At 34.5% G+C, this 22,576-nt stretch carries 18 protein-coding genes; 6 read left to right on the top strand and 12 right to left on the bottom strand.

The window, feature by feature from the left end; translation table 11 throughout:
• Positions 1-107 precede the first annotated feature (107 nt).
• The gene (locus IRZ80_RS05685) at positions 108-2,492 is read right to left on the bottom strand and encodes an outer membrane beta-barrel family protein (RefSeq protein ID WP_194640594.1); all 2,385 of its coding nucleotides are present in this window, start codon (positions 2,490-2,492) and stop codon (positions 108-110) included.
• 181 nt (positions 2,493-2,673) lie between these two features.
• Between IRZ80_RS05685 and IRZ80_RS21220 the strand changes: the two genes are divergently transcribed.
• Positions 2,674-3,726 carry a sensor histidine kinase gene (locus IRZ80_RS21220; protein WP_194640593.1) on the top strand — a complete coding sequence of 351 codons (1,053 nt, stop codon included), beginning with the start codon at positions 2,674-2,676 and terminating at the stop codon, positions 3,724-3,726.
• On the top strand, positions 3,723-4,448 hold the full coding sequence (locus IRZ80_RS05675; RefSeq protein ID WP_194640592.1) for a LytR/AlgR family response regulator transcription factor: 726 nt from the start codon (positions 3,723-3,725) through the stop codon (positions 4,446-4,448). The genes IRZ80_RS21220 and IRZ80_RS05675 overlap by 4 nt, the downstream gene beginning before the upstream one ends.
• Positions 4,449-4,604: 156 nt before the next feature.
• On the opposite strand, the gene IRZ80_RS05670 is transcribed toward IRZ80_RS05675, so the two are convergent.
• A complete protein-coding gene (locus IRZ80_RS05670) occupies positions 4,605-5,372 on the bottom strand; it encodes an XRE family transcriptional regulator (RefSeq protein ID WP_194640591.1) in 768 nt (255 codons plus the stop codon).
• A gap of 127 nt (positions 5,373-5,499) precedes the next feature.
• Between IRZ80_RS05670 and IRZ80_RS21215 the strand changes: the two genes are divergently transcribed.
• From IRZ80_RS21215 to IRZ80_RS05660, 4 genes are read left to right on the top strand one after another with little or no spacing between them, the layout of a single operon-like run.
• Positions 5,500-6,021, top strand: coding sequence for a 3'-5' exonuclease (locus tag IRZ80_RS21215; RefSeq protein WP_317174737.1), 522 nt, complete (start codon positions 5,500-5,502; stop codon positions 6,019-6,021).
• A gap of 51 nt (positions 6,022-6,072) precedes the next feature.
• Entirely contained in the window at positions 6,073-6,636 is a 564-nt protein-coding gene (locus tag IRZ80_RS21210) for a nucleotide excision repair endonuclease (protein WP_317174736.1), read from the top strand.
• Positions 6,630-6,869: a hypothetical protein gene (locus IRZ80_RS21205; protein ID WP_317174735.1), complete on the top strand. Its 240-nt coding sequence runs from the start codon at positions 6,630-6,632 to the stop codon at positions 6,867-6,869. The genes IRZ80_RS21210 and IRZ80_RS21205 overlap by 7 nt, the downstream gene beginning before the upstream one ends.
• Complete coding sequence (locus IRZ80_RS05660) at positions 6,832-7,521, top strand: alpha-ketoglutarate-dependent dioxygenase AlkB family protein (protein WP_317174734.1); 690 nt, start codon at positions 6,832-6,834, stop codon at positions 7,519-7,521. The genes IRZ80_RS21205 and IRZ80_RS05660 overlap by 38 nt, the downstream gene beginning before the upstream one ends.
• A 69-nt stretch (positions 7,522-7,590) precedes the next feature.
• Here the strand turns inward: IRZ80_RS05660 and IRZ80_RS05655 are convergent, their stop codons facing one another.
• From IRZ80_RS05655 to IRZ80_RS05610, 10 genes are all read right to left on the bottom strand, one after another.
• Positions 7,591-7,842, bottom strand: coding sequence for a hypothetical protein (locus tag IRZ80_RS05655; RefSeq protein WP_194640590.1), 252 nt, complete (start codon positions 7,840-7,842; stop codon positions 7,591-7,593).
• Between the two features lie 305 nt (positions 7,843-8,147).
• Positions 8,148-10,373, bottom strand: coding sequence for a multicopper oxidase family protein (locus tag IRZ80_RS05650; RefSeq protein WP_194640589.1), 2,226 nt, complete (start codon positions 10,371-10,373; stop codon positions 8,148-8,150).
• A gap of 14 nt (positions 10,374-10,387) precedes the next feature.
• Positions 10,388-11,209, bottom strand: coding sequence for a DUF3347 domain-containing protein (locus IRZ80_RS05645; protein WP_194640588.1), 822 nt, complete (start codon positions 11,207-11,209; stop codon positions 10,388-10,390).
• Positions 11,210-11,357: 148 nt separating this feature from the next.
• Entirely contained in the window at positions 11,358-11,723 is a 366-nt protein-coding gene (locus tag IRZ80_RS05640) for a hypothetical protein (RefSeq protein WP_194640587.1), read from the bottom strand.
• Positions 11,724-11,875: 152 nt separating this feature from the next.
• On the bottom strand, positions 11,876-12,397 hold the full coding sequence (locus IRZ80_RS05635) for a DUF3347 domain-containing protein (protein ID WP_194640586.1): 522 nt from the start codon (positions 12,395-12,397) through the stop codon (positions 11,876-11,878).
• On the bottom strand, positions 12,394-14,832 hold the full coding sequence (locus IRZ80_RS05630; protein WP_194640585.1) for a zinc-dependent metalloprotease: 2,439 nt from the start codon (positions 14,830-14,832) through the stop codon (positions 12,394-12,396). Before IRZ80_RS05630 ends, IRZ80_RS05635 begins: the two co-directional genes overlap by 4 nt.
• Positions 14,833-14,837: 5 nt before the next feature.
• On the bottom strand, positions 14,838-16,262 hold the full coding sequence (locus tag IRZ80_RS05625) for a RagB/SusD family nutrient uptake outer membrane protein (protein WP_194640584.1): 1,425 nt from the start codon (positions 16,260-16,262) through the stop codon (positions 14,838-14,840).
• A gap of 4 nt (positions 16,263-16,266) precedes the next feature.
• The gene (locus IRZ80_RS05620; RefSeq protein WP_194640583.1) at positions 16,267-19,902 is read right to left on the bottom strand and encodes a SusC/RagA family TonB-linked outer membrane protein; all 3,636 of its coding nucleotides are present in this window, start codon (positions 19,900-19,902) and stop codon (positions 16,267-16,269) included.
• Positions 19,903-20,036: 134 nt separating this feature from the next.
• A complete protein-coding gene (locus IRZ80_RS05615; RefSeq protein ID WP_194640582.1) occupies positions 20,037-21,176 on the bottom strand; it encodes a FecR family protein in 1,140 nt (379 codons plus the stop codon).
• A gap of 193 nt (positions 21,177-21,369) precedes the next feature.
• Positions 21,370-21,939 (bottom strand): RNA polymerase sigma factor, encoded by a 570-nt coding sequence (locus IRZ80_RS05610; RefSeq protein WP_194640581.1) that lies wholly within the window; start codon positions 21,937-21,939, stop codon positions 21,370-21,372.
• Between the last annotated feature and the right edge of the window lie 637 nt (positions 21,940-22,576).

Here is a 22,576-nt window from a genome sequence, read left to right as displayed (position 1 = left end):
TTTTAAAAGCCGGACTTGTCGTCCACGGATTCGAATATATCCCAGTATCTTCATGCAAAAAAAAGCTGTCCTTTCGGACAGCCTCTTTGTATTTTTTAAAAACATACTTAATTTGTAATTCGTGCCTTTTCCTCTTCTGACACTGACGCTCTTTTTCTTGTTTCTTTAATTTCTTTATTTCCAAAATTGTAGCTAAGGTTGACCTTGAACTGACGGCTTTCATAACCTCCATTTCCGCGAATAAATAATTCTCCGTATTGCGTTTCACCCGACCAGTTGCCCGTATATAAAATATCTGAAACGGCAATTCTAACAGACAATCGATTATCAGCTAGTTGTTTTTGCACTGCTAAATCAAGAGATCCCATGCTGCTCGTTTGATAAGTACCTCCCCAAACATTTGGAGAATTAAACCAGCCAGAAATTTCTACTTTAAAACTTTTAGGCAGGGTGAATGTATTTTGTCCATAAAGGCTAAATGTATTTTTAGTTACTGGCGTAAATTTTTCGTTACTTGATTTATAACTGTTTCTGTAACCATTTGCGCTGGCATATAAATTCCACCATTCTTTAAATTTAAACGGATAACTCACTCCAAGATTTAATACCTGCACAGTTGCAATGTTTTGCGGTGATATAAAATTGCGGGTATCATCAACAACATCATTAATCTGAGCAATAAAATCTGTAATATAGCTATAACTTAATGAAGTATTCAAAGTATACTTGTAAGTGTGAGTTAACTTAATATTCTGCGTATATTGGGGCTGCAGCAAGGGATTTCCTTTAGTAGATGAAAGTTCGTTGGTAAAAACTTCAAACGGATTTAGCGATCGATAATTTGGACGTTCAACTCTGCGGCTGTACAATAAACCTAATTTATTATTCGTATTTGCGTTATAGGTAATACCTCCGCTTGGGAAAAAATCCAGATAATTACGTTTCACATTACTATCGGCTAAATCCTGTACGCTGCTCAAATCTCCTTCTGAATTAGTCTGTTCGGCTCTAATTCCCAACTGTAATGAGAACTTATCAAAAGTCTGGTTATAATTAATATAAGCCGCATTTATGTTTTCTTTATAATTAAAAATATTGCTTCGATTCTCGTTGAATTCTTCACTAGTATCACTTACATTATAAAAACGAAATGTATTGTCTGTTTTGACAAATGAACTTTTTAATCCGTAGGAAAGGTTTCCTTTGCCCAGTGGTCGTACAATATCTGCTTTTAGAGAATATAAATAGATGTTAACCGGTGTATCCATACGAAAACCAGACTGACTTATAACTTCTGTTTTATCAGCATTATAATACGTATTTGGCTGAAGGTCATTTCGTCCGGATGTATAATATCCCACATCACCATCTACATTAAATTCATGTCCATTGGAATCAGCAAAACGGTAATTGATATTACTGCTTAAATTTCGATTATTAACTGCAGCATCTCCAGTTGCCAAAAGTACCTGCTGTGTTTGGTTATCAGCAGCTCTGACGATTGGAGTTGTGGAAACTGTATTGATATCACTGTCGTTAAAACTCGCACTCATTACTACTCCAAAAGTTTTATTTTTGCTGATAAAATAATCGAGTCCCGCTCTTATATTATGGCTTTGGTCAGCACTGATATTTTTCGATCGGGAATCATATATATAATCAGACTGTACACGATATAAATTAATGAATCGGCGATTGTCTCCTAATAGATTACTATAGTTTCCGTAAATATTTGTTTTTTCTCCTCTGTTATTCAAACTGAGCGAAGAATTTGATTTAGCGTAAACTCCTTGTGCATAACCCGTTGCCACAGTACCATTTGTTCCAAAATTTTTGTTTTTCTTTAGTTTGAGATTAATGATACCGGCATTACCTGCAGCATCATACTTAGAAGAAGGCTGTGTAATAATTTCAACCGTTTCAATATCTGCGGACTGAAGCCCTTTTAAGTAATTCACCAAATCAGCACCACTTAATAAAGACTGCCGCCCATCGATATAAATACTAACACCACTTTTCCCTTCCACAATCACATTATCCTGATTGTCGATTAATACTCCCGGAGCTTTTCGTAATAATTCAAAACCGCTGGTTCCGGTTGCGCTTAAGCTATTCTGAACATTTAGAACGGTTTTATCTGCTTTTACTTCAATCATTGGTTTTGAACTTTTTACAGTTACTCCTTGAAGTTCTGTAGTGCTGGGAATCAAATTTATTAAGGCTAAATTCAGATCCTGATTTACTTTCATCCATTCAGAAGTATAACTTTTAAAACCTACTGAATGCGCAGTTAAGCGATAAAATCCCTTTTTATTGATGTTTATAGTAAATGATCCGTCAGTCTGCAAAACTGCCTGTTTTGTATCAGTTGAATCCAGTCTGCTCTTAAACAAAATGTTAGCATCAGGAACAGATATACGGCCTTTTACGGTAATATTTTGAGCTTGGATAATAAAGCTAAAAAACAAAAAAAGATAAGTTAGATTTTTCATAACGGGTGTATATATTTTTAGTAAAGCATGCAAAAGTATCCTTATGAAAGTTGTTTGAGAGAGTTAAACTGTTGAAGTTCTAAATAGACAGATAAATGAAAGTTTATGTAATCTAACGCCCCATTTCGCAGTTCAACGAAATTATATTGGATTATATGACTAGGATATATAACTTTGAAAGGTGAAAATTAAAAATCTACAGCGTCCGGTTCAAGCTAAAGAAGTTGCCTTTTTTGGTATGGCTTATTTTGGTTTTGTAATTTTAGATCATTTTACCTTATGGACATTTTTAGGATCAACAAACAATTGGTTTGATTTTAAAGATTTCCTTAATTTGGGTGGCATTGATCTCTTGCTTAAACTCTTACTTGGAATTCCGATTTGGTGGATAATTTTTCGAAAAATGTGGAATTTCCTATTGTATCAGCGTATTCTCGTACATGCAGTTACATTGCCTTTATTTATTTACAGCTGGCAAAAATTATACTATCTGATTATGGAGAATTTAAATTTGTACCATCATTCAGGGGCCAAAGAAGTATGGGATATTTACATTGCAACTCTTTTTTATCTGATGCAGTTCGGGATCTTACATGCTTATAGTTATTTTCGAGATAATCAGGAACATATAGAACGTCAGGCAGTATTGCAGCAGTCAGTACTTCGCAGTGAGTTATCAGCATTAAAAGCACAGCTTAATCCTCATTTTTTATATAATATTTTCAATACAATCAACGCTTCTATTCCAGTCGAACTGGAACAGACACGACAGATGATTGCCGAATTATCAGATTTGTTCCGATATCAGTTAAGGGCTTCTAATTTTGAAACTGTCACGCTTCGGGAAGAACTTGATTTTACCAGTAAATATCTCGATCTTGAGAAAGCACGTTTTGATGAACGTTTAACGGTAGAAATTTTTGCTGATGAAACTGTACTAAACGAACCCGTACCTCCGCTTATTTTGCAGCCAATTGTTGAAAATGCTGTAAAACATGGTATTTCACCTCAAATTGCAGGAGGAAAAATTACTATCAATGTTCATAAAGATGCGGCTGGTCTGCATTTTTTAATAAAAGATACCGGTGCTGGTATTAGTGATAAAAATCAGCTTTTAAATAAAGGTGTTGGTCTTACTAATACTGAGCTAAGACTCAATAAAATGTTTGGAACCTCCCTCCTGTTTACAGACAATGAACCGCAAGGTTTATGTGTACAATTTATTTTAAAATGAAAAAAGTAATTATTGTTGACGATGAGGCTTCAGGCCGTAAACTTATCCGGGAATATATGAGTGATTTTCCCGAGCTGGTCTTAATAGCAGAAGTAAATAATGGTGTAGATGCTGTAAAAACAATTAACGAATTTAAACCGAATCTTGTTTTTCTGGATGTTCAGATGCCGGGAATGAATGGCTTTGAAGTATTGGCCCATCTTGAAGAATTGCCACAAATTATCTTCTCTACAGCTTACGATCAATATGCATTAAAAGCCTTTGAAGTTCATGCATTAGATTATCTATTAAAACCTTATACACGCGAGCGTTTTCAACGAGCTTTGAAGCGTCTGAATACTGAAAACGATAATCATGTTTTGCCTTTGGCAGAAAACATTATGCATTCGCAGGCTAAATATCCCGAACGTATTATAGTACAGTCAGGAAAAAAGTATATTACAATTGCTACTAAAAGTATACAGCGGATTGAAGCTTGGGGAGATTATTCACGTCTGCATACTGGAGATCAGACCTATATCAGCAATTTTAGAATAAGCCAGCTGGAAGAAAAAATTAATCCTGATACTTTTTTGCGAATTCACAGATCATCAATAATCAATATTCACTCAATTAAAGAAATAAATAAACTTCCTGGCGGTTATGATGTTGTCTTGATAAATAAAGATATTGTCAATGTGAGTCGAAGTTATATTGAAAATCTTCGAAAATTAATGTTTTAATAATGACGTATTAAATAACAGTTTAATTGTTTAAAAAAATCTTACAGGTTTTTCTTGAAATTATAATTGATTTTTATAATTCAAGGTTCTGCACCTGCTTTTCCTAAGAAAAATATTTAAAGTAATTGAAACGGTTTTTTTGCATTACTCCTAAAATTATTGATTGTCTTTCTTAATCTGTATAACCTCTCTTTTTATTTCCAGAAGCAGTTCCCTGATGTTTTCTATTTCGTTTAGTTCCTGCTTTCTGTCAGTACGGCCAATATTGCATTGGTATTCCCAGATTTCGATAACATCCGAAAGCTTTACTTCATAATTAGGATAAAAACTATTGTCAGACTCTAAAACTAAAGAGTTCTTTTTATTTTTATTGAGGCGCTTGTATACCATGCCTTCATTTTTGGTAATCAGAATATAAGTTTTGCCATCCTGCACCTCTCCCAGCCTTTCTATATAACGGCCAACAATTATACTCCCATCTTCATGCGGAGGCATAGAATCGCCTTCTACAGGAAAGCCCCTGTGTTTGCCTGGTCCCAGAAACGGCAGTGAAATTTGATTCAGGCTTTCGATATATTCAGGGTCTGCATATCCATTTAAATAACCCGCCTTTACTTTTTGAGTTACTACCTCTATAAAATTTTCTCCTTCACGATCTACTTGTATAGGCAGGACTAATCTGTTATTTTCCAGTTTCAATAAATCATCGATATTTATTTTACGTATATCGGCCGAAAGGAGTAAATCAATACTGATATAGTAATACTGTGCAATTTTCTTTAAAATTTCATAAGGAGCTTCCGAAGTACCATCTTCATATTTGACGTACCTGCCTCTGGTGATTCCCAAATTCTCAGCGAGTTTTTCCTGAGAGATTTTTTGCTTTAGCCTTAATGTTTTTATATTATCAGAAAATAAAGACATAATAATTATGTTATAATTTATAACAACAAATATACTAAAAAATGTTACTATATAGACTAATTTTGTATATTGTATAGATTGAAAAGATTCAGCCTATTCAGAGATAAAAGTTACAGAAAAGGCACACATGAAGATGAAAAGACAAGAGTATGCTATAGTAGATATTGAAACTACAGGAGGAAATGCCAGTAGCAGCCGTATTACAGAAATAGCCATTATAATCAATGATGGGAAAAATATCATTGAGAGATGGGAAACACTTGTGAATCCGCAGAAGGATATACCCGCTTCAATATTTGCACTGATCGGCATTGATAATGAAATGGTAAAAAATGCTCCCATTTTCGATGATATTTCAGAAAAAGTACTCGAGATGCTTTCCGACCGTATTTTTGTGGCTCATAATGTCAATTTCGATTATTCTTTTGTACGTCATGAACTTGAAAAATCTGGATTTAAATGGACAGCCCGAAAATTATGCACCGTTCGTGACGCACGAAAAATCAGGCCGGGATTCAAATCATACAGTTTAGGAAAACTTTGCCGTACACTGGATATACCGTTAAAAAATCAGCACCGGGCGGGCGGTGATGCCTATGCTACTTTTATACCATTTTCACGGCTGCTGGAATGGATACTTTGGAAGTGATTCCAAAATGATTAAAACACAGCACAGGATCAGCACCTTCCTCCTAATCTGTTGTCTCCTGAGGATTTTGAGTTATTGCCGGAAAAAACAGGTGTATATTATTTTTATAACGAGCAAAAAAAAGTAATCTATATCGGGAAAGCGGTCAATTTGAAAAAAAGAATGACTTCTCATTTCACAGGTCATAAAATTACTCCGCAAAGACAAAATTTCCTTAGGGATATCTACTCCATTTCTTTTGAAGTTTGTGTCACTGAGCTCATGGCACTGTTATTAGAATGTGTTGAAATAAAGAAACTCTGGCCAATCTATAACAGGGCATTGAAACGGTTTGAGCCCAAATACGGACTTTATCAATATGAGACCCGTAACGGATATCGGTATCTGACGATTGGAAAAATCAGTAAAGCTCAAATTTGCATAGAAGTATTTAATAGTGAATATGAAGCAATAAATGTATTGCGAAGCCTTATGCAGCATTTCGAAATTGATTACAGATTCTGTAAATTTTCCAGATCTGTAGAAGGACAAATTTTTATAAATAAAGAGCTTTCTAATCTGCCTGAAGTGGAACTGCATAATGAACAAATAGAAAATGCCATTTTTTTTTGCTAAACAGCAGATCAAGTTTTGCAATTATAAATAAAGGAAGATCACCCGAAGAGCGAAGCTGTATATGGATTGAAAAAGGACAGTTCTACGGCATGGGATACATGGCTTCAGATGCTGGATTTACAAATCCTTCAGAGATAAGGGATTTTGTCCTCCGTTATCAAGACAATCATTATATGATGCAGTTAATTCTAAACTATGCAGAAAAATACCCTTCCAGGGTTTTCAAACAATAAAATTCACGGAGTAATTAAACAAAAATCGAATAAAATGATGACGCTCTTCAATGACACTGAAATTTTTGCATCGGGAACAGGCGGAAAAAAGATATTTGATGTTCCTGATGCCGATCTGCTATTAATTGACAATTTCTTTTCCAAAGAAGAATCGGATTACTATTACAATATATTTCTTAATCAAAGCCCATGGCATGAATATGATATGCCAATGTATGACAAAGTGATTACTGCACCCAGAATGGTCTGCTGGTACGGGGATTCGAACCGCAGTTCGCTGCAGTCAAACCCAGATTGGCCAGCAGAATTACTTACTATTCGGGAGCAGGTAGAAAATGAAACCCATATAAAATTCAATGCAGTATTACTTAATCTTTACAGAAACGGAAAAGACGGTGTGGGATGGCATAGTGATAAAACTTCCAGTATCAATAAAAACATGAATATCGCATCAGTAACATTTGGAGAAACTAGAATGTTCCGCCTGCGTCATAAATTTTCAAAGCATATTCCTAAAATAGAAATTCCGCTTCATCACGGTACTTTTTTACTGATGGGCGGAAATACAAACAGTTATTGGGAACATCAGGTGCCTAAAACATCTCGGGATGTATTACCAAGAATCAATTTAACTTTTCGGCAGATTATATAGAAGTTTTTATAAAAAAAATGATGGAGTAACACAGCTTTGGTTTTATTAACCGCATCATTTACAAAAATACTATGTACTTAAAAGCGTAATGGTATCGCTTAGATTATTATTGGAAATATAATTCAGTACAAAATTTTCTGCTTCTTTTTTATGATCTGGTGAAGTTGAAAATGAATTGAGGTAAAAATCTTCGTTTTCATCAGCAATGTGAATAATTTGAGTGAACCCCTTGGTTATTAAAGTACCTTTCAGTTTTAAAACTTTTAGCTGGTTACTATTGTCAATCTCCTTTTTCACCCGCATCCTTATAGTTTTATCCATTGTGTTGATTTTTAGTTAATTAAAATTAATAAAATATTTTAATTAAATCTTAAAGCAGTCTTAATTTTTTAATCTAATACTTATATAATTTAAGGGTACAATTTAAAAAGGATGAATATATCGAAATCTAGGCAGAGCAATATGAAGGAACCGAAAATATTCAGACCGTATTTAATCTACAAAAAAATCCCATCTCATTTTGTAACGAGATGGGTTTTAGTTATTAAATAAATAGCTGTCTTTCTGAAAAAAAATATTCTAATAAACTTTTAAAGTCATTTATTCTTTGTAATAAACGGCTGTATTTAATAATTCAGGTTAAAACCAAATCCTATTCCCATATCACTGTCGTAATGTGTCGTAAGTCCAAAATTCCTGCCTGCTATATATTTTAAAGCTCCCATATATTCTTTATCAGTGTTCCACATCAAACTCATTCTAAGCCTCTTAGAAAGCGGTATATCTTTGCGCTCAAACTGAAAACGGAAATTACCATCGGTAAAAACTTCTGCCTGTGCTGTAATAAGCATTGGCAGCGTATAATTAACTCCGGCACTAAATACTGATCTACTGTTTTTAGTACTGCTTTGTCCAAAAACATTTTCTTCGTTCTCTCCTGCCTCCATTTTGCGGTACCTCCAGTCAAATCCGATAAACGGCATCAGCCACTGCATTTTACCAATATATCTCCCTATATGAGTTTCTGTTTCATAACCGTGCATATCGTTATAGCCTAACCGCCATTCAGAACCTATACTCCATCGGGTATTTTGATACATTGCTTCTCCATCATTTCCATTAGTCGCAAAATCATTTTCTGCCATAAAATGAAACATCCTATCATCTGCAAACAGTTTTTTCTGTGCTGCTTTAGGCTCTGGAATTTCAGCATTGGATTTCTGGTCTTCATAACTAAAAATTCTTCCCATACCACTCATCATATGATACAGAATATGACAGTGAAAAAACCAGTCGCCTTCAGCATTCGCATTAAATTCTATTGTATCGGTTTCCATGGGCATAATATCGACGACATTTTTTAGCGGTGCATAATCTCCCTGACCGTTGAGCAGACGGAAATCATGCCCGTGCAGGTGCATGGGATGGCGCATCATAGAACCGTTATATAATACAATACGAACATTTTCTCCTTTTTTGATTAGGATTTTATCCGTTTCAGATACTACTTTATTGTCCAGACTCCACACATAGCGATTCATATTTCCACTAAGTTCAAACCGAAGTTCCTTTACTGGTGCATTCTGGAGAAGAGTTGTTTTTACCGTTGATTTAAGCATGCTGTAATTTAAGGTTACAATATCTGATAATGCATTACTGTTATACTGTGCTGCAGTATCTTCTGTGTGGTTTTTATGAGAAGAATTTTCTTTTTTTAAAGCTTCACCGGTTATTTCAGGATACATTACGACGTTCATATCCATCTGATTCAAAGACATACTCATGCCCATATCGTCCAGATCACCATTAAATTTCATCATGCTGTTCATCATCTTCATCCCTTCAAAATACTTCAATTTAGGAAGCGGTTCTGTGAGCTGCTTGATACCGGAGCCAATGTATAAAGACGCTGATTTAGTCCTGTCTTCTGGCGTAGCTAAGAACTCATAAGCTGTTTGGTCTTCTGGAATATCAATAACAAGATCATAGGTTTCGGACACGGCAATAAGCAGACGATCTACAGCTACAGGTTCTACATCATTACCGTCATTAGCAACTACAATAATTTTTCCGCCTGCATAGGTAAGCCAGAAATTACTTGAAGCTCCGCCATTGGAAACCCTTAAACGCACTTTATCTCCAGCTTTGAACTGAGAGAGCTGCCTTTCATTCTCCCCATTGATTAAAAAACGATCATAGTAAACATCACTTACGTCCATAGCGTTCATACGTTTCCATTCGTTAATCACTTTAGTAGAAAAGTGTCTCTGCTTTATGGCTTCACCATAACTTTGGGTTGTGCCTTTTTTTATAGCAAACCAATCGCTGGCATTATGCAGCAACCTGTGGATATTTTCGGGTTTCATATCGGTCCATTCGCTTAAAATAACAGGAACCGCTGGCAGATCATCTATTCCTTTTCTGAAATGAGGATCGTCAGCTTTTTTATTGATTATAAAAGATCCATACATTCCGATTTGCTCCTGAAGCCCGCTGTGACTGTGATACCAATGCGTACCATGCTGAATAATGGGAAAGGTATATTTATAAACCGTGTGTGGCTTTATAGGCATTTGAGTCAAATATGGAACTCCGTCTTCTTTGTTGGGCAAAAACAGACCGTGCCAATGGAGCGATGTTTCTTCATTCATTTCATTGTGTACATAAATTTCGGCAGTATCACCTTCTGTGAATGTAAGCGTTGGCATCGGAATCTGTCCATTTACAGCAATAGCTCTTTTTGGTATGCCGGTAAAGCTGACAAGGGTATCCCTGACGTAAAGATCGTACCTAACCACCTGCTGTGCACTTGCCGTTACGGCAAAAAGAAACAGTATATAGATTGATTTCATTTTTGGATATTGAATTATTTAATGATCTCTACCGTTTTACCGCAGGTTAACATCTGAGATCCATAGTAAGGATTTTTTACAGCACTTTCTTTACTCAGCCAATTAGCATCTGCCATAGGACAATATTGATAATAAACTGGATCTGCAATTTTGATATTTTTAATCAGTTCATAAAATGTTTTAGATAATTCTTTAAAAATTTCTCTTTGTTTTTCTATATTATTTGTCTTTGTAATCGCACTAGACTGAGTAATTAACGATGCATTTATCTTCATCCATATTTTTTGCTCCTGTGCTGATAAAGACTCTGTTTTTACCGAAGAAATAAGCGTCAGTAATGCTTTTGCGCCAGCAGAAACCGTTGTGCTGTTAGACTGTATGAAAGCATCCTTAAGGGTAAAATAAGCATCATAAACTTCTTGCAATGGATTCAATACTGTTTCATTGTGAGTATTATGAGCAGTAGTGTCTATTTCAGATTTAGATTCTGTTTTTTTTGCGTCTCGGCTGTACTTACAGCAGTCGGAAAGTTTGGCATAGGCCGATGCTGGTGCCAAAAAACTGCTGCTGTCGTATCCTGCCAAAGCAATACGTTTTAAAATCTGATCGGTATTAGTCTTCTTTGAATCGTAAGTAATGGAAGCTATTTTAGTATTTTTATCCCAATCGACAGCCACAATATTTTTTTGATTCCCTGCCTGCTCAATATTGTTTTTGCACATGCCGCAGCTGCCGTATATTTGGATATTTGCTTTAGTAGGATTTTTAATTTGAGTACTGCCTATGGCTGACAGCAATAGAAGCATTGCTATCATTATATTTTTAAATGAATACATTGTGTGTGTTTTAAAGTGAATAACTTATGATTTGATCAAATGAACTTTTTGCAAAGCATTAATCAAATTATAAAAAAGTCTGGAATAGATAGTTTTGAGCGTTAATATGCTCTGAAATTGACAGACCAATGGCTGTCAGGTTTCTTTTTTAGCTTATTTTAGGGATAAGCCAAAGCGATCCATAACCTGCAGAAAGAAATGTTGTGAAATTAGGAAATCTTTGCGGTACGATAGCATTTTCTAAAGCAACAGCATCAATATTTACTTCATTAAAGAAGAAGGATACCGAACAAAAAGAAGGACAGACACACTTGGAATGACTGCATTTTCCGCCGCAGTTATGATTGTTTTTTTTCGAATGGGAAGAACTGCAGCAAGAATGTTCTTTGGTATTTTTTGAGGATATTTCTTTATGCGGAGTACCTTTTAAAGATTCACTTTTACAGGCCATAACTGTGCTAGGTAGCAAAAGGAAACCCAAAACAAATACTAGCAAAAGGAATATCTTTTTCATTAATTAATAGTGTATTACAAAATTATAAAATTTGAATTTATCTTTGAGTAAAACCTTTTAACATTAATGTTTTTTTAGCAAAAAAGACAAATACGGCTCCTGTTTAAGAATACCGTATTTATCAGACAAACTAACTCAATTTAATTCAATTTTTATAAACTTGCTTTTACTTCACCGCAAGTCAGCATATTTTTAGGATAGTAAGGATTTTTGATTTCTTTGCTGTCGCTTGTCCAGACTGCTCCCGTCATTGGGCATACCTGAAGATATAATGCAGTATCTTCGGCCTTAAATTTTGGAGCTAAGTCCCAGAATTTAACTGAAAGTTCTTGAACAATTTTTCTTTGTTTATTGATGTTTTTAGTTGCTGTTACTTCAGTGGCCAGATCAATAATTTCTCTTCTTTTTGCAGTAGCCTCATTCATTTGTTCAAGCCTTAACTTTTTAAATTTGAAGTTTTTTAATGAAGTCTTTAATGCCTCAGCATTTTTGACAGCAGCAAGACTATCTGAAATTATAAGGCTGTTTTTTAAGGCCAGATAATTTTTTGTGATTTCCTTTTTTTGCGCTTCCCGTTTCTCTACCTGATCTGGAGTCACTTCATCTTTTGACTTCAATTGGGCGTGTCCCAGAGTACTTAAGCTCATGAATGCTATAGCTAATATTCTTTTCATATATCTGTTTTATTTAATTTTGAAATAATTTTGTCAATATCGATTAAAATACTTTCGAAATGTTCTTTGTTTAATCCTGTTGCTCCACTCATCAGCTTTGTAATATCTGCTCTTAATTTTAAAAGATGCTGTTTACCATATAACCTCACATCACTGCGCTGCGCGGCATTCAAAGCCTTGCCAGGTTCTGTTTCTTTAGGTAATAACAGCATGCCTAATTTATCAATATAGCTGCGCTGCAAAGATCTTCTGTAATAATCCTGTTTTGTGTCACCAGTAAATTTTACCCATACTGTCTGCTGTAAATCGTTTAAAAACTCAGGAACGGTATAAGCACCTTCAAACTGCATCGATTTAAGGTTGATATTGTAAAGTATCCCTGAACTTAGCAGTATGTTTAACACCTGATTCTGCTGATCTGAAATCTGATCCTCAGTTTTTAAAGAAATAAGCTGATCAATATTCTGCGGATACATCCAAAGAGGGGCTACAAACAATTGTCTGCCTACATAATCGATAGCTGCTTTCACTTTTTCTTTTGGCACTGGCTGGATTACGACACCTTTTTCGTCAACACTTCTTTTAGTGACATAGTTATTACCAATATATTTCAGCACATGATACAAGTACCTTGAATATTGTGTTACAACCGCTTTGTGCATATCTTCTAAATTGTTATAAGCATCGTTTGGTTCGTAAGTCCATTCTACAAGATTTGGTACAACACGTTTCAGATTTTTAATTCCGTAATCGCTCGCAAGTACTGCGTCATCACCTAGATCCTCTGACTGACTGCGCGGATCTTCTTCTTTTCCTTCGCCTCCAAACCATAATTTAGGATTAGCAGTTAAACTGTCTGTTGTTAATTTGGCAAGAATATTTTCCTCTTCAAACTCATCTTTAGCGTTTGGAAAATAGCTGTACCCCCATTTAACTGCCCATTTATCGTACATCCCGATACGTGGATAAATACCCTCTGGACCAATATTATCTTCCGGCTGAGCCACATAGTTAAAGCGGGCATAATCCATGATAGAAACGGTATGACCATTTGCTTCAACCCATTTTTTATCCCTTAATTTTTCTACAGTAGTTGCGCTGCTGGCTCCCATGTTGTGGCGTAAACCAATTGTATGCCCAATTTCATGAGAAGAAACAAAACGGATTAACTGTCCCATTAACTCATCATCCAAATGCATTTTTCTGGCTTTTGGATCCAAAGGCCCTACCTGAATCATATACCATCTTTGCACTAATTTCATCACATTATGATACCATCCTACGTGGCTCTCCATGATTTCCCCGCTTCTTGGATCACTAATTCTCGGACCGTAAGCATTTGGTGTTTCAGAGGCAAGATATCTTACTACCGAATACCTAGCGTCTTCCAGACTCATTGTTTTATCATCTTCCGGCCATTCTTTACCAACAATAGCATTTTTAAAACCTGCAGCCTCAAAAGCTTTCTGCCAGTCGTTGATACCTGCAATTAGATAAGGTCTCCATTTTTTTGGCGTTGCTGGGTCAATATAGTAAACAATTTGTTTTTTGGGTTCAACCAGTTCGCCTCTTAAGTATTTTTTGATGTCTTTATCTTTTGGTTCCAAACGGTAACGCTGAATAATGAATTTTTTTTCAGCCCGCTGCTTGTCATCATCAAACAAAACATACTTATTTGCAAAATAACCAACTCTTTCATCTTCAAAACGTTTTCGCATCGGCGTTTTTGGAAGTAACACAATAGAGACATTTAATCGCAGCGTTATGCTTCCGCTGTTAGATGAAGTACTTGTATATGTCTTGGTGGTCTTTACTTCAATATTAATCGGATAGCTGTCAATGGTTTCGATAAAAGTTTTATCATCAGCAAGCGTGGTTAGCTTTTTCTCTGTTTTTTCCTGGCTTGGCAAAGAAAACATCGGGTTATCTTTCTTGAAAACATCTGTTACATCAATAACAGCATTTCCGGTAGCAGGATTAATTGTTTTTATTGGAAAAGCGGCAACAATTGGATTTTCGTTACTGCCGGCTAATGCTTTTGCCAGCATCGAATCGGGATTGCGGACATCCTGTTTGTATTGCAATGATCTTAAGAAAACGGTATTATTAGCTCCTTTTTCAAAGTAAATAGTCTGCTCGTTGGCTTTTTCACCGCCAAAAAAACCCATGCCTTCAGGAGTAGAAAGATATCTGGTCACTACCAGCATATATCTGTTGTACAAACTGTCCGGAATTTGAAAGTAAAATTTATTAGCGACCTGATTAACAGTAAAAAGGCCTATTTTGGTTTTAGCACCTTCTTTAATTATCTTATCGTAGGCCTGTAAACCTTTCTGCTGGTTACTGATACTGTCTTCTTTTTTTTCTTGTGCCTGAGCAAAATCATGCTGGAGCAAAGCTGCCAGCATGATTGTTAATATAAATAATTTCTTCATTAGAATTAAAATGGAAGTTTTTCGTCAGTATTTAATGTAAGCTTTGGATTTTTTGTTAAAGCTGACAAAGGAAACGGAACAATGTATAATTTGGAATTAGGCTGTAAAGTATACGTTTTTTGCGGAACGGTCTTGTTAACGATTGGAAATACTCTTGTAATCGTTTTTGCGTATTCCGTTTCAGTGTTTAATCTTTTAAGATCAAAAAAACGATTAAAGCCTAACAGTAATTCTTTTCTGCGTTCGTTTATAACAAGTTCCATTGTTTCTTTTCTGGTAGCTGGAACAGATAAATTTACAGTACCTGATAAAATACGTTTTGCTCTTAGTTTATTTAAAATATCAACAGCTTCAGTAAATTTATTTTCTCTGGCATAACATTCGGCCAGCATTAAATAAACTTCAGTTGTTTTCATTCCAACAGTAGGGTAAAAAAACTTGGTATATACAGTTGCCCAATATGCTGTATTTGATCCCAGATCAAGATTTGTTGTGCTGGTAGTGTTAAAAAACAAATTAAAACGGGCATCATTAGTACCAAATAAAGTACGAAGCTCCGGGCTTATGATATACTGATAGGCAAAATTCATTTCATTATAACCTGTCATGTACATGTAGCTGAGCACTTCTATATTATTTGCTGCCGGTACTGAAACTACATTTGGTCCTCCCTGCTTGTTATAAGCTACCATATCAAATATTTGATTATTATAACTTAATGATTTTTCTGCAGCTGCTTGGGCGCTTGCGATTTCACGTTTAAATAAATGAACTTTGGCCTTAAATGCATAAGCAAATGCCAATGAAGGATGGTAAACATCAGCTGGTTTTTCCTGAAGATACGGCAGTGCATCTTCTATATCCTTTTGAATAAAATCATAAACCTGAGCTACAGTAGATTTTGATGGCTGTGCTTCTAAATCAAATTTGTCCATGATACAGATACCACCGTCAGTAGCCGCAGTCTGCGGGTCATAACCTTTTGCATAGTGGTTTACTAATAAAAAGTGATCGTATGCTCTATAGATTTTGGCTTCTGCTTTTGCTAATTGTTTTGTACTTTCATCTCCTTTGCTATTATCAACTAATGAAATAATAGTATTCCATCTGTTTATATAAGTGTAAGCCTGATTATAAAAGCTGGAACCAGTCATTAAAGAAACTCTGTCGGTAGTTTCATCAAAAGTAAAATTGATAATATCGATGTTTGGCGTTTTACCTATTACATTTGATTCTTTCATCCATTGATCGTCTACCAGATACTGAAAGTTATTGATTGGATAGCCTCTGCCCGGCAGAGATACCATTTCATAGAATTGTGAGGCTGTCTCAACAACTAAAGCCCCTTTAGGCGTAACATCAGTGTAATCTTCACAGGATGCTACAGTTAACATCATCAGCGATAGTACTATTATATGTATATGTTTCATTTTTTTAAAGTGTTAGATTAAACCCAAATAAATAAGTTTTAGGCAATGGTAAATTACGCGTGCCTATGTTCGCAGAATAAACTTCAGGATCAATACGGTTTCCAGCAGCGCTCCAATACCATATATTGTTTACCTGGAAAGTGAATTTTGCTGATTCCATTTTGATTTTATTTGCGAAAGATTTTGGCAGGCTGTAACCTAATGAAATATTTCTAAGTTTGATATAATCTCCATCTACAACATTTACATCAGAATTTCTCCATTGGCTGCTGATTGTTCCAGCATAACTTCTCACATTTTCTGCTAAATCTACATATAAACGTGTATTGCCGTTTGGCTGTGCATCTGTGTAACGATCTGTAATACCTGAAAGATTTACAGCATCAGTACTCATGTCGATAGTTTCTTTTCGCATTACGTTACCTCCTGAGAAAATAAACAACATATTTAAATCGAATTGTCTATAGGTGAATCGCTGTGACAGGGAACCTGTATAAGTTGGTGTTAAACTTCCCATTTTTACAAGCGCATTCGGATTGGTAACTGTTTTTATACTCGTTGACACAGGGTTTCCATTGGCATCAAAAGTGATTGATGGATTTCCGTTTTCATCCAGAACATAAGGATATCCATTAACTGTACCTCCGTATTTATAAGCATACAGCGTATTGTATATATCCCCTTGGAAAAAGTAATTCGATGGTGAGCTAACATAAACTGATGACGACGATTGTGCTCTGGTAACTTTATCAACAGTTGTATTGTTGAAACCAAAAACTACATTAGAATTAATACGGAAATTACCATTATTAAACCATTCAGAACCAACACTAAATTCAACTCCTCTGTTCAGTAAAGCTCCTGCATTGATTCTTCTGCTTGTTGCTCCAACAGTAGGATCTAAATCGGTTGTTGCCAATAAATCACTGCTGTATTTACGATATACATCAATACTTCCTGTAAGTTTATGTCTTAACACAGTATAATCTAAACCTAAGTTAGTGGTTTGTGTTTTTTCCCATCTCAGCATTGGATTAGGCTGTGCTGTAATATTTATATATTGTAAAGACTGGTATAAGTTATCATTTTTTCTTGTAGCTGTTACATACGGTGTTGTACTTTGATCGATATTTCCGCTAACACCATAAGTTGCTCTAAGCTTAAGCATGTCTACCCATTTTACCTCTTTCATGAAGTCCTCATTGCTAATATTCCATCCTAAACCTACAGACCACAATGGACGGTTTTTATATTTAGAATCTACTCCAAATAAATCAGCACGATCCACACGGTAACTTCCTGTTACGTTATATTTTGATAAATAAGTATAACCTGCTGTACCAAAAACAGAAAAATAACGATGTAAAACTTCTGTCTGTGTTCTTGATAAAGCTGCTAAAGTCGCGCTATTTCCATAAATATAACTAGAAACACCTGTCTGGCTAAGTGAAAGGTTATTTAATGTAGCAGAAGTAAGTGTAACTGGGTCATAACCGTATCGTATCTGTTCAATAGTTCTGGGAACAAAAGTTTCACGCATTTCAAAACCTGCTAAAGCATTAACAGAGTGTTTACCTTCACTAAAATCCTGATTAAAATCTAACTGGTTTCTAAAAGAATAATTACTCGCCTGACTGCTCAATTGTTTGTAACGTCCTCCTGTAGAAAAACCATCAACATACGTGTAGGCGTTTGTAGCTGCATTATATCCTGTTAGAGTATTAATAGCGAAACGCATTTTATAAGAATCTACAGCGTTATACTGTTCATTGTCGTTTTTTCTTAATTCGTACTGAAATTGTGTATTATAGCTTAAGCCTTTCCATATTTTAGCACGAATGTTTGCAAAAGTTCTCAAACTTAATGAGTTTTCTTGTGTAATACCTTCCTGTAGAGAATTCAATACATTAAATCTTACTGATTTAAAACCGCTTAAACTATTTATTTTTGAGGCCATAGCAGGATTAATAACACTGCTGCCAGTAAAACCATCTTTAATACCTACAAAAGATGACATCACTAAATCTCCATTATCATCAGTGATGCGCTCGTATCTTTTTTGGATATCATAATTTCTAAAATCAAAATCAGTAACATCTTCATTCGTATAAGTTGAGTTTAATCCAAAAGTGGCATTTAACCAGTTGTTTACCTGAAAACTGCTTTTTGCATAAAGATTAAATGCACGGCTGTTATTGAATTTGATTCGATTGTCTGCGGCGTCATAATTCAATGACACATACGTATTCTGCTTACTTGTGCTCCCTGAAAATGCTACATTGTAACGCTGTCTGAATTCATTTTGCCATACATTATCACTATAATCTTTTATATAATCGTTCTTTCTCCATTGGGCGATAGTGGTATCGTAATCTGCACTGCTGATTTTTTTATCCTCCAAATCTCTGTTGAGCTGGTATAAAGGGCTATAATACTTCGGGCTGGTGCTTCCAATATCACCATAACTGCTGAACATACTGGCTGTATTGGCAAATCTCGCTCGCTCTCTATTATACACAGCCTGTTCAAAATCAATCAGCTCACTGGTTGAAGCATAATTCATATCGTTAAGGTTTGGTTTGGCACCAACAAAGAAGTCAGAATTTACACTCACTTTTAGCTTACCATTTCCTTTCTTGGTAGTCAAAACAATAATACCATTCGCTGCTCTTGAACCATAAATAGATCCGGCTGCGGCATCTTTAAGAACGTTTACGCTTTCAATATCATAAGGATTAATCTCCTCAAGAGTCAATTCTGTTGGGAGACCATCTATAACTAAAAGCGGGCTATACCCAACTTCTAAAGAATAGGTGCCAATACCTCTTAATATAGGCGTATCAGCCGAAGCTCCTGTTGGATTTTTCTGGAACATCAAACCTGCCACACGTCCTTCAAGAGCAGTTTCAAGATTGGAATTAATATTTTCATTTAAAGTTTTTTCATCAACCTGAGCAAATGCCCCTGTAGAATGGCTTTTGGTTAGCGTTTGAAAACCTGTAACTACCACTTCTTTCATGGCAGATATTTTATCTTCAACAATAAGTGTCAATTCTAAACGCCCATTAATAGAAAAAGATTTTTTTTCAATAGTCAGTCCAGAACATTCAATGATACCATCTGATGATACATTATCAAAAGAAAAGCTCCCATCATAATCGGTTATAGTACGCTTGTTTGTCCCTGCAACATAAACATTTACTCCCGGAAAAGTCTCATTTTTGCTATTTAGTACTTTTCCGCGTATGTTTATTATTCCGTTTCCCCGATTCTCTTCTTTTAAATCAGTCACCACTATCGTTTGATTGGTAATTGTATACTTTAAACTTTGATTACTGAAAATTAAATTTAAAGCATCTCTTAAATTAGAATTTTTGACGTTGATTGTTACAGGATTTGAATTTTTTAGTAAATTCTGATTGTAAAAAACTTCGTAATTGGCCTGTTTTGCAGTTTCTTTGAGAACTGTTTCAAGCAGCGCATCTTTAAAATTAACGGTAACCTTTTGTGCCTTAGCTGTATGACTGCATATTAGCATAAACAGTGCACAAAGTACCCATACATGATTAGAAAAATTAAGACAGGGAATCTTTTTCCCGAATTTTTTGTAAGGCTTTTTCGTTTGTAAATTAAATTTCATACATTTACGATTAGTTATAGTTAAACAATTAGTAGACAACTTATACTGGCTATAAACTTTTTAACAACCAGAAGCATCGCAACTGCTTCTGGTTTTTTAGTTTATAGTCTCAATATAATCCGGTAAATTTAAAATCAGGGGTAAACAATAATCGTTTTTCCTTCAACCTTAAATTTTATATTACTAAGCTCAAGTACTTTTAATACCTCAGACAGATTTTTATTCATAAATGTGCCTCCGTTAAACCTGACATCCGAGACATCTCCGCGGTACTCTACTTTTATTCCGTACCAGCGCTCCAATTGTTTCATTACAGTTTTTAGATCGGCGTTATCAAATTTAAAACGGCCATTTTTCCAGGCAATAGCGGCTTCGGTATCAACTTTCCGAATAGCTATCTTATTAAAATTATCAGATACATTAGACTGTTCCCCTGGTTTTAAAACTGCTTTTTGATTTTTATAAGCAACAGCAACACTTCCTTCCAATAAAGTAGTTTTTGTAACCGCTTCATTATTATAAGCATGTACGTTAAAATGAGTTCCAAGTACTTCTATAGACTGATTACCGGATTTCACGATAAAAGGTTTGTTTTTATTTTTGGCTACTTCAAAATAAGCCTCTCCTTCTAACTCTACTATCCTTTTATCTCCATTAAACTGAGTTGGATACTTAATAGATGAAACCGTATTTAAGTATACTTTCGTTCCGTCTGCCAGAATAATATTGTATTGCCCTCCTGTTGGTGTTGAAAGTGTATTAAATGAATTAACATCATTTTTTGAAGTATCAGCATCAGGGTTTATAATATAAGTGATCACTCCATCGGCATTCATTTTAATTGTAACTTCCTGTTCTTCTCCTTCGCTGGCAATAGTATCTTTTGCTGAAATGTCAGCCAGAATAATCTGTTTTCCATTTGAAAGGGTCAAAATCCCTCTATTACCTCCTGGAGCAATTTCTTTCTGTTTTGCAGCAACCTGAATAACCTCCTGTTTAGATTTTGTGAAATAAAACATTCCTGTACCCAATAATAAGGCAATTGATGCAGCAACAGCGGCACGCGGCCATAGGCTGATTACTTTTCTTTCCTGATGAAGCGGTAATTTAGATTTCAAATATTCGTAACTGCTTTCTATTTCATTTTCACTAAGCTGTAAATCGCTATTTAAAGCTTTATTTAAATACCACGCATCTAGTTTATCTCTATCCTCGTTAGATAAAGTGCCATTTTGGTATTTTTGCAGCAATGCTAAGATTTCAGTTTTATCCATAATTACAATACGAAATTTTGTCTCCGTTTTAAGTAAGACAGTTAGAAATAACATTTGTCATAGGCAATATTAAAAAAACTTTGTAAAATTGTTAACAAATATCAATTTTCATTGTTTTTAATTAGGCAAATAAGGGGAATGTGAGTAATTTTCGTCAGATATGACAACAAAAAAAAAAGTAACAATGCGTTAATTACCAAACGAATACACCCAATAGAGATTTGAGTTTATGTCTCAGTATTTTAAGCGAATTATAAACTTGCTGTTTAGCAGTTTTATCAGTAATATTTAATTTAACTGCAATTTCTTCGTATGAAAGTTCTTCTACCTTTCTTAAAAGGAAAACTTCACGCATTTTTTCAGGAAGCAGAGTGATTTCTTTTTCGATAATAGCTTCTAATTCTTCTTCTCTAAGTTTAGAATCTGCCAAAACATAATCATTTTCAATAAAGTTTAAAATCGAATCAGCATAACGTGAAACTACTTTTTCATGGGCAATATGATTCAGAATTCTATTTTTTACTGCTTTGTATAAATAAGAAGAAAGAGAACCAGTAAGTATTATTTCATTTCTTTTGTTCCAAATGGCTAAAAAAACATCTTGAACAACATCATTTGCTTCATCCCTGCTGCCAAGCATTTTGTAAGCATGATTGACTAAGATTTTAGAATATCTTTCAAAAATTTCGGTATACGCCAATTGATCATCTTCCTTAAGAAGATTTAATAAATTTTGATCAGCATATTTATGATAAGCAGACATTAACTAAAAGGTGTGAAGATCCAAAAGCAATATTAAACATTTTTTATTTTAAAAACTAAAAAGATGATTTAGTTAGAAAAAATGTACCAATCTGGAGGTTTTCTCACTTACTTTATTAATGTCAATGTTTCATATATAGTATTTAAAATCAATAAATTAAAAAAATAGCAGTTTTGTAATTTTGTCTTTTATATTTTTGTTTGGATAATTTATTTTAAATACTACCGATTTTATAGGACAAAGATTAATTTAAAAAATTAACTCAAAAAATTCAATTGTTTTTTTACGAAAAAAATAAATTAATTGAGCCATTTTAATAATTACAAAAAATACGGCTATAAAATAATAATCGAATTTTACACGTTAGATTAGAATTGTGCACACTTCAAAAAAGTAAAAAAGCTGAAAAAAAATGCTTTTTATACCTCATTCATAAAAAAATCCCATCTCATTTTATAATGAAACAGGATTTTGAATTCTAATTATTTTTAAATTCAGTACAATTTAAAACTCACATTAATATTTAATTTTCATGACTGTCCGCAAAGCATACTAAATGTTTTTTTTGCCACTGATTACACAGACTCTCACAGATTTTATATGCATTTTTTAGAAATCTGTGTTAATCTTTATAATA

Source organism: Flavobacterium sp. HJJ (assembly GCF_015351475.1).
Classification (GTDB): domain Bacteria; phylum Bacteroidota; class Bacteroidia; order Flavobacteriales; family Flavobacteriaceae; genus Flavobacterium; species Flavobacterium marginilacus.
Note: the sequence above shows the minus strand (reverse complement) of the source record. Positions and strands in the feature narration are given on the sequence as shown.